At 70.1% G+C, this 13,334-nt stretch carries 10 protein-coding genes; 5 read left to right on the top strand and 5 right to left on the bottom strand.

Going from position 1 to position 13,334, the window contains the following annotated elements:
• Positions 1-117 precede the first annotated feature (117 nt).
• The 4 genes from ACIBU0_RS23895 to ACIBU0_RS23910 all read right to left on the bottom strand — a co-directional run bounded on the left by ACIBU0_RS23895 (position 118) and on the right by ACIBU0_RS23910 (position 4,312).
• On the bottom strand, positions 118-720 hold the full coding sequence (locus ACIBU0_RS23895) for a DUF2567 domain-containing protein (protein WP_398821535.1): 603 nt from the start codon (positions 718-720) through the stop codon (positions 118-120).
• A 223-nt stretch (positions 721-943) separates the two neighbouring features.
• Positions 944-1,768, bottom strand: a complete 825-nt coding sequence (locus tag ACIBU0_RS23900; RefSeq protein WP_398821537.1) for an ABC transporter permease — start codon at positions 1,766-1,768, stop codon at positions 944-946.
• A gap of 136 nt (positions 1,769-1,904) precedes the next feature.
• Positions 1,905-2,879 carry an ABC transporter ATP-binding protein gene (locus tag ACIBU0_RS23905; protein ID WP_398821539.1) on the bottom strand — a complete coding sequence of 325 codons (975 nt, stop codon included), beginning with the start codon at positions 2,877-2,879 and terminating at the stop codon, positions 1,905-1,907.
• Positions 2,880-3,091: 212 nt separating this feature from the next.
• Entirely contained in the window at positions 3,092-4,312 is a 1,221-nt protein-coding gene (locus ACIBU0_RS23910; protein WP_398821541.1) for an NYN domain-containing protein, read from the bottom strand.
• Positions 4,313-4,559: 247 nt separating this feature from the next.
• Between ACIBU0_RS23910 and ACIBU0_RS23915 the strand changes: the two genes are divergently transcribed.
• Positions 4,560-4,724 (top strand): hypothetical protein, encoded by a 165-nt coding sequence (locus ACIBU0_RS23915; protein WP_398821543.1) that lies wholly within the window; start codon positions 4,560-4,562, stop codon positions 4,722-4,724.
• Between the two features lie 98 nt (positions 4,725-4,822).
• Here ACIBU0_RS23915 and dnaE read toward each other — a convergent pair whose 3' ends face one another.
• Entirely contained in the window at positions 4,823-8,362 is a 3,540-nt protein-coding gene (gene dnaE / locus ACIBU0_RS23920) for a DNA polymerase III subunit alpha (protein ID WP_398821545.1), read from the bottom strand.
• A 169-nt stretch (positions 8,363-8,531) separates the two neighbouring features.
• Here dnaE and ACIBU0_RS23925 point away from each other — a divergent pair, with 169 nt between their 5' ends.
• From ACIBU0_RS23925 to ACIBU0_RS23940, 4 genes are all read left to right on the top strand, one after another.
• Positions 8,532-9,857 carry a DUF2252 domain-containing protein gene (locus ACIBU0_RS23925; protein WP_398821546.1) on the top strand — a complete coding sequence of 442 codons (1,326 nt, stop codon included), beginning with the start codon at positions 8,532-8,534 and terminating at the stop codon, positions 9,855-9,857.
• An 89-nt stretch (positions 9,858-9,946) separates the two neighbouring features.
• Positions 9,947-10,645: a hypothetical protein gene (locus tag ACIBU0_RS23930; protein ID WP_398821547.1), complete on the top strand. Its 699-nt coding sequence runs from the start codon at positions 9,947-9,949 to the stop codon at positions 10,643-10,645.
• A 75-nt stretch (positions 10,646-10,720) separates the two neighbouring features.
• Positions 10,721-11,560 (top strand): thioredoxin domain-containing protein, encoded by an 840-nt coding sequence (locus ACIBU0_RS23935; protein ID WP_398821549.1) that lies wholly within the window; start codon positions 10,721-10,723, stop codon positions 11,558-11,560.
• 100 nt (positions 11,561-11,660) lie between these two features.
• Complete coding sequence (locus ACIBU0_RS23940; protein ID WP_398821551.1) at positions 11,661-13,322, top strand: alkaline phosphatase D family protein; 1,662 nt, start codon at positions 11,661-11,663, stop codon at positions 13,320-13,322.
• The last annotated feature ends 12 nt before the right edge of the window (positions 13,323-13,334 follow it).

A 13,334-nucleotide genomic window follows, 5' to 3' on the forward strand; every position in this document is an offset into this window, starting at 1 on the left:
TGACCCACCACAGCAGGACGGGCGGGAGCGTCCCGTCACGGGCCTGCTCGATGCACCCGACAGCCCGCTGCCGCACTGGAACCACGGCCACCTGCCGCATTCCCTGCGCCGCATGCCCTACACCGGCGGCGTCCCGTACGGCCCCTGCTGCGGATGCCCCTCCGCCTGCTGCTGATACGGCTCCCCGTCCCGAGGCCCGAACAACGCCATCAGCCCCAGATGCACCAGCAGCGCGGCCAGCGGCCACACCAGCCACACTCCCTTGGCCCCCAGCTTCAGCGGCGCGGAGAAGGCGACGCCCTTCCCCACATCCTTCGCATGGGCGATCACGTCCTGCGTGGGCCCGAGCCACACGCCGACCCGCCAGGCCAGCAGCGACCCGAGAAACCCCCCGACAGCCAGCGCCACCACCAACGGCACGCCTCCGCGCCGCCGTATGAGAAAGACGGCCACCGCACTCACCAGCCCGAACGCAAGCGCAAGCAGAGTGAACGTTCCGTCCACCCCGACCGCCTGCTCGCCCTCGGTGTCCTTGAAGTAGACGACCCAGTTCTTGTCGACGATGTCCCCGACCAGCGGCACGCTGGGCGCCAGCCACCACCACAGCACCCCGAGCAGCGCCCCACTCAGCGCCACGACCACCGCGACCACGGCGGCCTCCCGCACTTCGGTCTTCATTCCGGGACCGTCCTGTCCGTACGAGGCCTGAACTCCGTACATGCCGTACCCGCCGTGAGGACCCTGAGGGCCCTGGGGACCCTGGGAGCTCTGGGAGCCGGAGGAACCGGACGGGGCGCCGTGCCCGGCGTCTGGCGGCGTGGAGGCCGCGTGCCCGGCAGCGGGCGGCTGCCACGCGTTGTTCGGGGACTGGTCACGCGGCGGCGGTGGTGGAGTCAGCGGAGCGGTCACCCTGCCATCGTGCCAGGCCGACCTGTGCGGCGCGTCACCGGACGGCCGCCCGGCGGTACGCCCAGGTGGCGACGGCCAGCGAGACGACCCCGACCATCCCGCACACGGCGAGGTCACCGAGCACGAACGCCCAGTCGGGATGCGGCCCGAACGTCCGCGCAAAGGCCTCCACGCCGTACGTCGACGGCAGCAGATCCCGCGCGAGCCGCACCACCTCCGGCATCCGGTCGGCCGGCAGCACGCCCAGCAGCAGCGCCGCCGACATCCCCAACTGCCCGAGCAGTGTGGCCAGTTCGGGACGTGGGGCGAGCAGCCCGAGGGCCGCCCCCAGCCCCGCCAGCGCCGCTCCCGCCAACGGGATCACCGCCGCCAGCACCCACAGATGCGCCACCGGCAACCCGAACAGCACGCACCCGAAGACGGCCGTCACCACGGTCCCCGGCACGGTGAAGGAGGCGTACGCCCCCGCCGCACCCAGCACCACCGCGGCCGGCGGCACCGGCAGCGTGGCGTAGTGGTCGAGCCCGCCGCTGGCCCGCAGCTGCCCGAAGTACTGCGCGAGCAGGTTCAGCGCGACAAAGGCCACGACGAGCACCGCCGACCCGGCCACCACGGCCTGTGCCTCGGCCCCGCCGTCCACGACCCCGCGCATCAGGATCATGATCCCGATCGACTGGAAGGTCGCCACGAACAGCAGCGGAATCCGCGCGACCCGCGCACGGGACAACTGCGCCCGGTACACGGCGCACAGCGACGGCCACAGCCGGGCCCGCGGCCCGAGCTCGGCCGCGGCCGGAGCGGCCGTCTCATCGCCGGCCAGGGCGCCTCCCGGCAGAACCTCGGCGGGTACGACACTCACGTGGCGCTGCTCCCTTTCACACGGCGGATCACTGGGGAGATGGCCCTGTTCCGTACGGACGCGGACACCGATACGGAGACGGAGACGGAAACGGGTACGGATACGGATACGGATACGGATACGGCAGTCTGCGCGCTCACGCCTTCACCAGCCCCTGCTGTGCGGCCCCGCCCAGCGCCAGATACACGTCCTCCAGGCTCGGCGTGGCCAGCGTGAAGTCGTCCAGCGCGGCGAAGGCGGCCCCGCCGGTGACGGTGGCGACGACCGCGCGGGCCTCCTCGGGGGCGAGCCGCAGCGTCCAGCGGCGCCCGGACTCCACGGCCCGGTCCTGCAGCGCGGCGACCTCGGGCACCTCCAGGGGCGCCCGGTCCCGCCACAGCAGCTCGACGCGGACCTCGCCCGCGACCCGTTCCTTCAGCCCGGACGGCGTGTCACAGGCGATCACGCGCCCCCGGTCGAGCACCGCTACCCGGTCGAGCACGGTCTCGGCCTCGATGACGTTGTGGGTGACGAGCAGCACGGTCGTCCCGAGCTCGGCCCGCCGCCGGTCCACGGCCGACCACACGGCCCGCCGCGCCACCGGGTCCATCGCGGTGGTCGGCTCGTCGAGCACGAGCAAGGGCCGCTCCCCCACCAGCGCGGCGGCGAAGCAGGCCAGCCGCCGCTGCCCGCCGGACAGCTTCTTCAGCGGCCGCCCGGCGATCGGCGTGAGCCCCAGCTCGTCGAGTACGGCGTCCCGCTCGGTCCGCGCCTGCCGCGCGTCCAGGCCGCGCAGCCGCCCGGTCGTCTCGGCGGCGAGCGACACGGTCAGCTCGTCGAGGGCGGTCGACTCCTGTCCGAGGTAGGCGAGGATGCGCGCGGCCCGCTCCGGGTGCCGCACGATGTCGTGCCCGAGGATCTCGACGCTGCCGCGGTCGGGCCGCATCAGCCCGGTGAGCTGCCGGACGAGGGTCGTCTTGCCGGCGCCGTTCGGTCCGAGCAGTCCGAAGATCTCGCCGCGCCGGATGTCCAGCCGTACGTCGTCGGTGGCCCGCACCTCGGGCGTCCCGGGCGCTCCGCGCCGCGCCCGCACGGCCCGGTAGGTCTTGGTCAGCCCGCGCACGGCGCACACGACATCACCACTGTGCCGAAGTGCCTGTGCCGCGCGCGTACTCACAAAGGACGAGACTACGGTGTCCGGCCCCCGGCTCCGCCCTCGGGTCGGCCACTCGGCACAAATCGCCTGGCCGCGGTCACAAATCTCGCTGTCGGGTAAATCCGCCGCGACGCGCTCGGCCAAGACGGCGAAGTCCGGCGGTGCCGGACTCACGCAACCCGCCCGATTCACTCACCCGCAGGCGCGTGCTCCGCCGCCGTCCGCACATCGATCTCCCGCCAGAACCCGGCCCGGATCGCGTACCGATCATGCTCGTCGATCTGGTCGTCCTTGTGCGCGAGCAGCCCGAACCGGGCCGCGTACCTGAGCAGCTCCCCGTCGATCCGATGCGGGATCCGCGGGTACATCCCGGACAGCCGCTGCAGGTGCCCCTGGTCCCCCAGCCGCTCCATCCACCGCCGGGCGAACACCTGCCCCACCTCGTAGGGATCGCCGCCGACCGTCGTGATGTCCTCCTCCCGGTCGGCCCACCGCTGCTCCGCCGTGGTCAGCTGCGCGAGCGTCGGCATCGAGGCGGCCTCGGGCGACTCGGCCGCGACGCCGGGCCGGTCGACCCACCCCTTGTCGGAGGACCAGCGCAGCGTCGCGCTCGCGGGGTGCTGGGCCGGCTGCACGCCGGGCGCGCGCAGGGCGGCGAGGTCCTTCGGGGTGGGCACGCCCTTGGGCGCCGGCACCCGCTCCTGCGTGCCGTTCTCCGAGGCGGCGCCCGCCGGGGCGTGCCGGCCCTCGTCGGCGGACCGCTCGGCCGGCGCGGCCAGCGCGGAGTCGGGCAGCGGCGCGGACAGGATCGCGGCGATCTCGGGGCGGGGCGCGGGCGGGGGCGCGCAGACTCCGGTGAGCTCCTTGGCGCGTACGGCCTTGGTGATCCACGTACGGTCCAGGACGCGCCGCTCGTCGGCCTCGGCGACCAGGTCCTCGGACTGGTTGTAGTCACCGTCGGCGGCCTGCACGGCCCACAGGTGTACGGCCACGCCGTGCTCCTTGGCAGCCATCATGCCCGGCAGCAGATCGCCGTCCCCGGTCACCAGCACCACGTCCGAGCAGGCACGGTTGCGGGCCAGTTCGGTCAGCTCGGCGTGCATGGCGGCGTCCACGCCCTTCTGGGCCCAGCGGCCGTCGCTGCGGGTCAGCGCGCCCAGCCGGACGGTGACCCGGGGCATCACGCGCAGCCGGCGGTGCTCGGGCTGCGGGACGCGGTCGGGGGCGCCGTCGAACCAGTAGATGCGCAGCAGGGGCTGCTGGGTGTCGGACTCGGCGCGTTCGCGCAGCCCTTGGATGAGGGCGGTGTGGTCGACGGTGATCCGGGACCGGGAGGGCTCCCCGGCGAGGAGGCTCGCGGCAGCCCCCAGCAGATACCCGGCGTCCACCAGGACGATGCAGCGGTCCACGCGACTCACCCTCTTCCTGGGAGGTTTGCTTCGGGCTTCCTTCGAGTCTGCCCGACCGCGCGGGGGTTAACGGGGCGAACTCGATCTTCGGCGTGGCGTTTCGGGGCATCGCCGCCGTGGCGCGCCATGCCTCACGCCCCGACAACCGCTGTTACACAGGGTAATTATCCGAAATGCGTTCTTTATCAGCCTATGTGAATCTGGTCGCGGCCCTGGCCCCTAGATCCCCCACAGGAGGCAGATCACCATGGCCAAGAACAAGAAGCAGGACCGAAAGCAGCCGCAGGCCGAGCGTGCCCAGCAGCAGGCCCAGCCGTCCTCGATGGAGACGCAGGTCGAGCAGCGCATCGCGCCGGCGACCCCGGGCGACATGGCCCGCAAGGGCCGGCAGAAGCGCTTCGGTCACAACTGACATCTGCATAACGGGTTGTTGAGACCCAGGCACATGAAGAGGGGCGCGTCCCGTGCGGGACGCGCCCCTCTCGCGATCGGCTCGGTGGCCGCTGCCGGTCAGCCCGCCAGGCAGGACGGTCCGAGCAGCACCTTGAGGTCACCGAACAGCGCCGGGTCCGGCTTCACGCGGTGCCGGTCGAGGCGCAGCACCGTCGTCTTGGTCGGGCCCTGGAGCTTGATGCGGACCTCGCTCTCGCCCTTGTGGTGGCTGAGGATCTCGCCGAGGCGGCTGACCATCGGCGGGGTGACCCTGGTGGCGGGGATGGTGAGGATCACGGGCGCGTTGGTGCCCGCGTTGGACAGGTCGGGGACCTGTAGCTCCATCGCGACCAGGCGCGGCACGTCCTCGCGCTTGTCGAGGCGGCCCTTGACGAACACGACGGCGTCCTCGACGAGTTGGGTCGAGACGAGCTGGTACGTCGCCGGGAAGAACATGCACTCGATGGAACCGGCGAGGTCCTCGACGGTGGCGATCGCCCAGGCGTTGCCCTGCTTGGTCATCTTGCGCTGGAGACCGGAGATGATGCCGCCGATGGTGACGACCGCGCCGTCCGCGTGCTCACCTCCGGTGAGCTGGGCGATGCCGGCGTCGGCCTTGTCGGACAGCACGTGTTCCAGGCCGAAGAGCGGGTGGTCGGAGACGTAGAGACCGAGCATCTCCCGCTCCTGGGCGAGGAGATAGGTCTTGTCCCACTCATCGTCCGTGAACTGCACGTCCAGTCCGAAGCCGGGTTCGTTGCTCTCTTCCTCGCCCATGCCACCGAAGAGGTCGAACTGGCCCTCGGCCTCCTTGCGCTTGACCGCGACCACATTGTCGATCATCGGCTCGAAGTGCGCGGTGAGGCCCTTGCGGGTGTGGCCCAGGCTGTCGAAGGCGCCCGCCTTGATCAGCGATTCCGTGGTGCGCTTGTTGCAGGCGGCCGCGTCGATCTTGTCGAGGTAGTCGGGGAAGGAGGCGTACTTGCCCTTGGCCTTGCGGGCCTTGATGATCGACTCGACCACGTTCGTGCCGACGTTGCGCACGGCTTCGAGGCCGAAGAGGATCACGTCGTCGCCCTGGGCGGCGAAGTTGTGCACCGACTCGTTGACGTTCGGCGGGAGCACCTTGATGCCCATGCGGCGGCACTCGTTGAGGTAGACGGCCGACTTGTCCTTGTCGTCCTTCACGGACGTCAGGAGCGCGGCCATGTACTCGGCCGGGTGGTTGGCCTTCAGGTAGGCGGTCCAGTAGGAGACCAGGCCGTACGCGGCCGAGTGCGCCTTGTTGAAGGCGTAGCCGGCGAAGGGCACCAGCACGTCCCACAGGGCCTGGATCGCTTCGTCGCTGTAGCCGTTCTTGCGGGCACCGGCCTGGAAGATGACGAAGTTCTTCTCCAGCTCCTCGGGCTTCTTCTTGCCCATCACACGCCGGAGGATGTCGGCTTCGCCGAGCGAGTAGCCCGCGATGATCTGGGCGGCCTTCTGCACCTGCTCCTGGTAGACGATCAGGCCGTAGGTGACGTCCAGGACTTCCTTGAGGGGCTCTTCGAGCTCCTTGTGGATGGGCGTGATCTCCTGCTGGCCGTTCTTTCGAAGGGCGTAGTTGGTGTGGGAGTTCATGCCCATCGGGCCCGGGCGGTACAGGGCCGACACGGCGGAGATGTCTTCGAAGTTGTCCGGCTTCATCAGGCGCAGCAGAGAGCGCATGGGGCCGCCGTCGAACTGGAAGACGCCGAGGGTGTCGCCGCGCTGGAGCAGTTCGAAGGTCGTGGGGTCGTCCAGCGGGAGGCTGAGGAGATCGATGTCGATCCCCTTGTTGGACTTCACCATCTTGACGGCGTCGTCCATGATCGTCAGGTTGCGCAGGCCGAGGAAGTCCATCTTCAGCAGGCCGAGCGACTCACAGCTCGGGTAGTCCCACTGCGTGATGGTCACGCCGTCGGTGTGCCTCACCCAGACCGGCACGTGCTCGGTGATGGTCTCGCTGGACATGATCACGCCGGCGGCGTGCACACCCATCTGCCTCACCAGGCCCTCCACGCCGCGTGCGGTGTCGATGACCTTCTTCACGTCCGGTTCGTTCTCGTACATCCCGCGGACCTCGCCGGCCTCGCTGTAGCGCGGGTGCTGCGGGTCGGTGATGCCGGACAGCGGGATGCCCTTGCCGAGGACGTCGGCGGGCATGGCCTTGGTGATGCGGTCGCCCATCGCGTACGGGTAGCCCAGCACGCGCGCGGAGTCCTTGATCGCGTTCTTGGCCTTGATGGTGCCGTAGGTGCCGATCATGGCGACCTTGTCGGCGCCGTACTTCTCGGTCACGTACCGGATGACCTCGACGCGCCGGCGCTCGTCGAAGTCGATGTCGACATCGGGCATCGAGATGCGCTCGGGGTTGAGGAACCGCTCGAAGATCAGGCCGTGCGGGATGGGGTCGAGGTCGGTGATGCCCATGGCGTAGGCGACGATCGAGCCGGCCGCGGAGCCTCGGCCGGGGCCGACGGCGATGCCCTGCTTCTTGGCCCACATGATGAAGTCGGCGACGACGAGGAAGTAGCCGGGGAAGCCCATCGAGATGATGGTGTCCATCTCGTAGTCGGCCTGCTTCTGGCGGTCCTCGGGGATGCCGCCGGGGAAGCGGCGCTCCATGCCGCGGCGGACCTCCTCCTTGAACCAGGTGACCTCGGTGTAGCCCTCGGGGATGTCGAACTTGGGCATGAGGTCGCGCTTCTCGAACATGCCGGTGGTGTCGACCATCTCGGCGATGAGGAGCGTGTTGCGGCAGCCCTCCTGCCAGGCGTCCGAGGAGTCGATGGCGTACATCTCGTCCGTGGACTTCAGGTAGTAGCCGGTGCCGTCGAACTTGAAGCGGTCCGGGTCGGAGAGGTTCTTGCCGGTCTGGATGCACAGCAGGGCGTCGTGGGCGCCCGCCTCGTGCGCGTACGTGTAGTGCGAGTCGTTGGTGACCAGGGGCGGGATGCCGAGCTTCTTGCCGATCTCCAGCAGGCCGTCGCGGACCCGGTGCTCGATGTCGATGCCGTGGTCCATCAGCTCCAGGAAGTAGCGGTCCTTGCCGAAGATGTCCTGGTAGTCGGCGGCCGCCTTGAGGGCCTCGTCGAACTGGCCGAGGCGCAGCCGGGTCTGGACCTCGCCGGAGGGGCAGCCGGTGGAGGCCACGATCCCCTCCGACCACTGGGAGATCGTCTCCTTGTCCATACGGGGCCACTTCTGCAGCCAGCCCTCGGCGTACGCGTCCGAGGAGAGGCGGAAGAGGTTGTGCAGGCCCGTCTTGTTCACCGCCCACATCGTCTTGTGGGTGTAACCACCGGAACCGGAGACGTCGTCGCGCTTCTGGTGCGGCTGGCCCCACTGGATCTTGCGCTTGTTGCGGCGCGACTCGGGGGCGACATACGCCTCGATCCCGATGATCGGGGTGATTCCGGCCTTCTGCGCGGAGTGGAAGAAGTCGTACGCGCCGTGGAGGTTGCCGTGGTCGGACATGGCGATGTGCGTCATGCCCATCTCGTTGCACGCGTTGAACATGTCCTTCAGCCGCGCGGCACCGTCCAGCAGCGAGTACTGGGTGTGGACGTGCAGGTGCGTGAACGGCGGCTTTGACACGGTGAGTCCTCCAAGGGAAACGCTCGGCGACGGGGTGGCGGACACTTCTGGGATCAGCGTCGAAGTCTATGCCTCGGGACTGACACACGACGGGCACTAGCGCGTACCTTCATGCGTTGGACACGGCAGAGAGCTGTCGTACATGTACTGCACCAGGAGGCACCCAGCGATGTCGGTCCCCCAGCTCAACGACGAGCAGCGCGGCGACGAGATCCTCGCCGTCTTCGACACCGCCTTCGGCGAGCTCCTGGCCGCCGACCCGGCCGCGTTCCGCGTGAAGTTCCGGAAGATGGCGGCCTCGGCCTTCGCGTTCTACCGCGGCACGGCGTGCCTCTTCTACCACGACCTGGACGCGGAGAAACGGGGCGGCCCGTACCTGGACGAGCGCACCTCGCGCGTGTGGATCCATGGTGATCTGCACGCGGAGAACTTCGGCACGTACATGGACGCCACCGGCCGGCTGATCTTCAACGTCAACGACTTCGACGAGGCGTACGTCGGCCCCTTCACCTGGGACCTCAAGCGCTTCGCCGCCTCGATCGCCCTCATCGGCTACGCCAAGGCGCTGGGCGACGAGCAGATCTCCGAGCTGGTGCGGATCTACGCGGGCGCGTACCGCGAGCGCGTGCACGCCCTGGCGACCGGCGCCAAGAGCGACGAGGTGCCGCCCTTCACCCTGGACACCGCCCAGGGCCCGCTCCTGGACGCCCTGCGGGACGCCCGCGCGCTGACCCGCTTCGGGCTGCTGGACTCGATGACCGAGATCCGCGACTTCGAGCGCCGCTTCGCACCGGGCGGCGGCTCCATCGAGCTGGACGCGGCCACCCGCTACAAGGTGCTCGCGGCCTTCGACGGCTACCTGGAGACACTCCCGGACTCGTCGCTGGCCCGCCCGGACTCGTACCGGGTGAAGGACGTGGTCGGCCGCCGCGGCATCGGCATCGGGTCGGCCGGGCTGCCGTCGTACAACATCCTTCTGGAGGGCCACACGGACGCCCTCGAGAACGACGTCGTGATCTACATCAAGCAGGCCCAGACCCCGGCCGTCTCCCGGCACATCACGGACCAGGCGCTGCGCGACTACTTCCAGCACGAGGGTCACCGCACGGTGATCTCCCAGCGCGCCCTGCAGGCGAACGCCGACCCGTGGCTCGGCTGGACCGAGCTGGACGGCGCGGGCCAGCTGGTCGCCGAGGTCTCGCCGTACGCCGTGGACCTGGACTGGGGCGACATCGACGACCCGGAGGAGATCGCCGCGGTCGTCGCCGACCTCGGCCGGGCCACGGCCACGATGCACGCGGCGGCGGACGACACCTCCGGCGAGTCCCTGGTGCCGTTCTCCACCGAGCGGGCCATCGACGCGGCGATCGCCTCCGACGAGGAGGGCTTCGCGGAGCTCCTGGTCGACTTCGCGCACGGCTACGGCGCACGCGCGCGTGCCGACCACCAGATCTTCGTGGACCTGTTCCGCAACGGCCGGATCCCGGGGCTGTGACGGAAAGGCCACTCACGGTCGGTCCGTGGCCGGTCTCAGGCACCCTTTAAGGGTCTCTTACAGGACTACGTGACACACTCTCCTCCGCTATGGACATATCCGGGACCCAGCTGCGAGCCGTTCGCGCGGCGCTGTTCACGTCGCTCGTCGTGACGCTCAGCACCGCGTCGCACGTGCTGCTGTCCCGCGCGCCCCTGCCGCTGAACACGGTGGCCCTGCTCATGGCCGCCGTGTTCGCCGTCGCCTACGCCCTGGCCGGACGGGAGCGGACCTTCGGGCGGATCGCCGCCCTGCTGATCCCGCTGGAACTGGCCGCAGACACGATCCTCACCACCGGCCAGCGGGTCTGTTACGGCAGGGCGGGCGGCCCGGTCGCCGGTCCGCTGCGGTCCGTCGGCTTCGACGTGCTGTGCGGCGACAACACCGCTGTGAGCACTCCCCTGACCGGGGTGACCGGTGCCGACCCGCACCGTCTGGCCGCCGCCCTCGCCCAGGCCGATCCGGCGACGCCCTGGCTCCTGCTCGGCGCGCACATCGGCGTCGGCCTCCTCGCCGCCGCCTGGCTGCGGCGCGGCGAGCGTGCCCTGGCCCAGCTGCTGCGGGCGGTGACGGCGACCACGTTCCGCCCGCTGCTGCTGGCGGTCGCCGCGGTGACGGTGCGCCGGACCGCGCCGGTCCGCCGCCTGCCGCGCCCCGCCCGCCGTACGGCCGGCGCCCGCAGCCTCCTCCTCGTGCACTCCCTGGGACGGCGTGGACCGCCGTGCTCGCCCGCCCTCACCTTCGCGTGAACGGCACCTGAGCACCACAGCCCACCCTTACGTATCCCGCACACGACGTGTGCGGTCCCTATGGAGATCACCAATATGAGCAAGCGGAACAGCCAGTCGGCGAAGACGGCGGCCCGGGAGCGGCTGCGCATCGAGCGCGAGCGCGAGGCCAAGCGGGCCAAGGTCAGGCGGCAGATCATCGTCGCCTGCTCGGTCGTCGGCGTCCTGGCGGCGGCGGGCGGCATAGGTTACGCCGTCGTGCAGGCCAACAAGCCCGGCCAATGGGAGGCGGCGAAGGACGACAAGGTCGTCGCCCCGGCCCACACCACGGGCACGAACGGCACGACCGTCATCATCGGCAAGGACAGCGCCAAGAAGACGCTCAAGGTCTACGAGGACCCGCGCTGCCCGGTCTGCGCCTCGTTCGAGCAGGCCGCCGGGTCGGTCGTCGACAAGGACATCGAGGCCGGCAAGTACAAGATCCAGTTCATCGGTGGCACGTTCCTCGACGGCGACCAGCTGGAGGACGGCAAGATCGGCGCCAACGCCGAGGGCTCCAAGAACGCGATGAGCGCCATGGGCGCCGCGCTGAACGTGAGCACGGATGCGTTCCTCGAGTACAAGACCGCGCTCTACTCGGCGAAGTACCACCCCGAGGAGACGGACGACAAGTTCAAGGACGACGACTACCTCATCGAGATCGCGAACACCGTCCCCGCGCTCAAGAACAACGCCAAGTTCCAGAACGCCGTGAAGAACGGCACGTACGACGCCTGGGCGCTGGCCATGTCGAAGGCCTTCGACACCAACAAGGACGGTGTGAAGGGGACCCCCAACTTCGTCATGGACGGCAAGCAGCTGAAGACCTCGGGCCCCAACCAGCCGTGGACGGCGGAGGAGTTCACCAAGGCGGTGGACGCGGCCCTCAAGGGCTGACCCGGCCTTCGGCAAGCTGACCCGGCCTTCGGCAAAAGGGCGGGCGAACTTTCGCCTGTTCGCCCGCTCTTGTTCATACCGATCAGTAACCTGATCGGCTGTGACCAGTCGATACAGAGCATCCGAGCAGTTCAATTCCCTTACCCCGCGCCGCCGTACGGTCGTCAAGGCCGCGGCGGCGACGGCTGTCCTGGCCGGCCCGCTCGCCGCCGGCCTGCCCGCGGGCGCCGCCGAGGCGGCCCCCGCCTTCCTGCACGGCGTCGCGTCCGGCGACCCGCTGCCCGACGGCGTCCTGCTGTGGACCCGGGTGACGCCCATGCCAGAGGCCACCCCCGGCTCCGGGCTCGGCCCGGACACCGAGGTCAGCTGGGTCGTCGCGCGGGACAAGGCGCTGACGACGATCGTCGCCAAGGGCTCGACCACCGCGACCGCCGCCTCCGACCACACCGTCAAGGCCGACATACGCGGCCTGGAGCCGGCCACCGACTACTGGTTCCGCTTCTCGGCGGGCGGCACGGACTCCCCGGTGGCGCGCACCCGTACCGCGCCGGCGGCGGACGCGTCCGTGGCGGGCCTGCGCTTCGGCGTGGTCTCCTGCGCCAGCTGGGAGGCCGGCTACTTCGCCTCGTACCGCCATCTCGCGGCCCGCGGCGACCTGGACGCCTGGCTCCACCTGGGCGACTACATCTACGAGTACGGCACGGGTGAGTACGGCACGCGTGGCACGGTCGTACGGCAGACCGCGCCCACCCACGAGACCCTCACGCTCGCCGACTACCGCGTCCGGCACGGCAAGTACAAGACGGACCCCGATCTGCAGGCGCTGCACACCAAGGCGCCCGTCATCGCGATCTGGGACGACCACGAGATCGCCAACGACGCCTGGTCGGGCGGCGCCGAGAACCACACCGAGGGCGCCGAGGGCACCTGGGCCGCGCGCCAGGCCGCCGCCAAGCAGGCCTACTTCGAGTGGATGCCGGTGCGCCCGGCCATCGCCGGCACGACCTACCGCCGGCTGCGCTTCGGCAAGCTCGCCGACCTCTCCCTGCTCGACCTGCGCTCCTTCCGCTCGCAGCAGGTGAAGGTCGGCAACGGCGAGGTCGACGACCCGGACCGCACGCTCACCGGCCGGGCCCAACTGGACTGGCTGAAGGCGGGGCTGAAGTCCTCCGACACCACCTGGCGGCTGGTCGGCAACTCGGTGATGATCTCGCCGTTCGCGATCGGCTCCCTCACCGCGGACCTCCTCAAGCCGCTCGCCAAGCTGATGGGCCTGCCGCAGGAGGGCCTCGCCCTCAACCCCGACCAGTGGGACGGCTACACGGACGACCGCCGCGAGCTGCTGGCCCATCTGCGCTCGAACGCGATCCGCAACACCGTGTTCCTGACCGGCGACATCCACATGGCGTGGGCCAACGACGTGCCCGTGGACGCCGGCACGTACCCGCTGTCGGCCTCGGCCGCCACGGAGTTCGTCGTCACCTCGGTCACCTCGGACAACCTCGACGACATCGTCAAGGTCCCCGAGGGCACCGTCTCCACGATCGCCGCGCCGATCATCAAGGCCGCCAACCGGCACGTCCACTGGGTCGACACCGACCGCCACGGCTACGGCGTCCTGGACATCACCGCCGACCGCGCGCAGATGGACTACTACGTCCTGTCCGACAAGACGAAGCAGGACGCCACCGCGAAGTGGACCCGCTCGTACCGCACGCGCAGCGGCACGCAGAAGGTCGAGCGGACGTACGACCCCGTGTAAGAGCGGTGCCCC

Origin of the sequence: Streptomyces sp. NPDC049627 (genome assembly GCF_044465645.1) — a bacterium.
GTDB lineage: Bacteria > Actinomycetota > Actinomycetes > Streptomycetales > Streptomycetaceae > Streptomyces.

Coding starts and splice junctions, on each gene's coding strand:
- ACIBU0_RS23895 (WP_398821535.1), bottom strand. CDS start 720: ATGTACGGAGTTCAGGCCTCGTACGGACAGGACGGTCCCGGAATGAAG.
- ACIBU0_RS23915 (WP_398821543.1), top strand. CDS start 4,560: ATGGCCAAGAACAAGAAGCAGGACCGAAAGCAGCCGCAGGCCGAGCGT.
- ACIBU0_RS23925 (WP_398821546.1), top strand. CDS start 8,532: ATGTCGGTCCCCCAGCTCAACGACGAGCAGCGCGGCGACGAGATCCTC.
- ACIBU0_RS23930 (WP_398821547.1), top strand. CDS start 9,947: ATGGACATATCCGGGACCCAGCTGCGAGCCGTTCGCGCGGCGCTGTTC.
- ACIBU0_RS23935 (WP_398821549.1), top strand. CDS start 10,721: ATGAGCAAGCGGAACAGCCAGTCGGCGAAGACGGCGGCCCGGGAGCGG.